Source organism: Variovorax sp. 01T439_2, assembly GCF_056398445.1.
Map to the genome: position 1 here is coordinate 1 of NZ_JBFTPJ010000946.1, position 2,252 is coordinate 2,252.

Consider the following 2,252-nt stretch of genomic DNA (forward strand, 5'->3'; position numbering starts at 1 on the left):
ACGGGCACTGGCGTATCGTCGTCGGGACCGCGCCGCGCCATCTCGGCCGTCACGATGCCGGTCGGCACGGCCAGCACGCCCCAGCCCAGCAGCATCATCACCGAGGCAATCGCGCGGCCGAGGTCCGTCTTGGGCACGAGATCGCCGAAGCCCACGGTGGCCATGGTCGAGATGGCCCAGTAGATCGCCACCGGAATGCTGGTGAAGCCGTGCTGCGGGCCTTCCACCACATACATCAGCGTGCCCATCACCAGCACCACCAGCATCACGAAGCCCACGAACACCGTGATCTTGCGGCGGCTCGCGGCCACGGCCGAGACCAGCGCGCGGTATTCCACCGAATAGCGCGAGAGCTTGAAGATGCGGAACACGCGCAAAAGCCGAAGAATGCGCACGTCGATCAGGTAGGCGAGCTCGGGCGCGAGCGCCACCAGGAAGGTCGGCAGCAGCGCGAGCAGGTCGATCACGCCGTAGAAGCTCAGCGCATAGCGCAGCGGCTTGTTCACGCAGGCGAGCCGCGCGATGTACTCGAGCGTGAACAAAATGGTGAACACCCATTCGAGCACGTTGAACACGGGCCGCCACTGCTCGCGGATCGACTGCACGCTGTCGAGGATCACCACCAGCACGCTGGCCACGATCACCGCGATCAAGGCCAGGTCGAACAGCAGGCCCGCGCGCGTGTCGGCCTCGAAGATCACCGTGAACAGCCCGCGCCGCCAGCCGCTGGCAGGCTTGTCGAAGCGCGAATCGATGGTCGAGGAGATCGCGAGGCTCCGGGCGGCGGGCGCGGTGTTCGATCGGGTCATCTTGCGGGGCCGGGGTCACTGGAGAGTGTCATTGTCGGGCGCCGCGGGATTTATTCGGTTACGTTTATTGCGCAATGAAGTGCCGCAGGCCGCGAGCGGGTTCTTACGATAGTCGTTTTGTTGAGGAGCTCCCCATTGGCCACACAGTCCCCCTTTTTCGGCAAGCGTGATCGTGATACCGACTCGTTGACCTCTCGCCCCGCGCCGTTGGTGGGCTCGGGCACCAATCTCTCGGGCTCGCCCGTCAATCCTTCGTCGCTGACCGCGCAGCAAGGGGGCCTCTCCGCAGCGGCCGCACCGGCCAAGGAAGGCGGCAGCAAGCTCACCGTCGGCCCCAACATCAAGCTCAAGGGCGTCGAGATCACCGATTGCGACACGCTCGTGGTCGAAGGCCTGGTCGAGGCGACCATGGACTCGCGCCTGATGCAGATCGCCGAACAGGGCGAGTTCAAGGGCTCGGCCGAGATCGACATCGCCGAGATCCGCGGCGTGTTCGACGGCAACCTCACGGTGCGCGAAAAGCTCGTGATCCACTCGACCGGCAAGGTCACCGGCAAGATCCGCTACGGCAAGATCGTGATCGAGGAAGGCGGCCAGCTGTCGGGCGAAATCAGCTTCGGCGCCAAGCCGTCGCTGCAAGCCGCAGCCTGATCAGGCTTTCGGCTCAGGCCGCCTCTTCGGGCGGCTTCCAACCCAGGCGCTCCAGCAAGGCACCGGCCGCGGCCGGTGCTTTCTCTTTGGCGCCGTTGATGAAGTAGACGAACACGTCGCGCTTCCTGGGTGCTTCGGCCCAACGCTGTGCGCGCTCGGCCCAGGCGTCGAGCGCCTTCGGCGCATAGCCGGTCTTGAGCTTGGCGTCGGCCATCATGAGCCGCGCATAGGCGAAGTCGCCCTCGGGCTCCTCGAACGAAGGAAACTTGTCGGCGTCGGTGAACACGGTCGAGACCTTGTACTTCTTCGCGAGCGCCTGGTAGCCGGGCGTGATGAAGCTCGGGTGCCGCACGTCCATCACGTGGCGCAGCGCGCGGCTGCCTTCCTTCCTGGGCAGCAGCTCGAGAAAGGCCTCGAAGTCTTCCGCATCGAAGGGCTTCGTGGGCATGAACTGCCACACGATCGGGCCAAGCTTGTCGCCGAGCTCGCTCACGCCGCTGTCGATGAAGCGCTTGATCGAATCGCCCGCCGTGGCCAGCACCTTGCGGTTGGTGGCAAAGCGCGAGGCCTTCATCGAGAACACGAAGTCTTCCGGCACCTCGTCGTGCCATTTGCGGAAGGTCTCGGGCTTGAAGGTGCTGTAGTAGGTGCCGTTGATCTCGATGGCGCTCACCTGCCGGCTCGCATAGCGCAGCTCCTTCGCCTGCGCGAGCCCCTTGGGATAGAAGTTGTCGCGCCAGGGCTCGTAGGTCCAGCCGCCGATGCCCACCTTGATCCGAGTCGATGCTGCCT

The 2,252-nt window shown here is 65.1% G+C and carries 3 protein-coding genes; 1 reads left to right on the forward strand and 2 read right to left on the reverse strand.

The features are described 5' to 3' along the window. Positions 1 to 809: ion transporter (locus AC1DOC_RS30195; RefSeq protein ID WP_478131176.1), on the reverse strand; the 809-nt coding region annotated here is incomplete at its 3' end. A gap of 135 nt (positions 810 to 944) precedes the next feature. On the opposite strand from AC1DOC_RS30195, the gene AC1DOC_RS30200 reads away from it, so the two are divergent. Next, positions 945 to 1,460: a bactofilin family protein gene (locus AC1DOC_RS30200; RefSeq protein ID WP_015868023.1), complete on the forward strand. Its 516-nt coding sequence runs from the start codon at positions 945 to 947 to the stop codon at positions 1,458 to 1,460. Positions 1,461 to 1,473: 13 nt separating this feature from the next. Here the strand turns inward: AC1DOC_RS30200 and AC1DOC_RS30205 are convergent. Beyond that, positions 1,474 to 2,252, reverse strand: a 779-nt coding sequence (locus AC1DOC_RS30205; protein ID WP_478131177.1) for a DUF72 domain-containing protein, incomplete at its 5' end; no start/stop codon positions are given.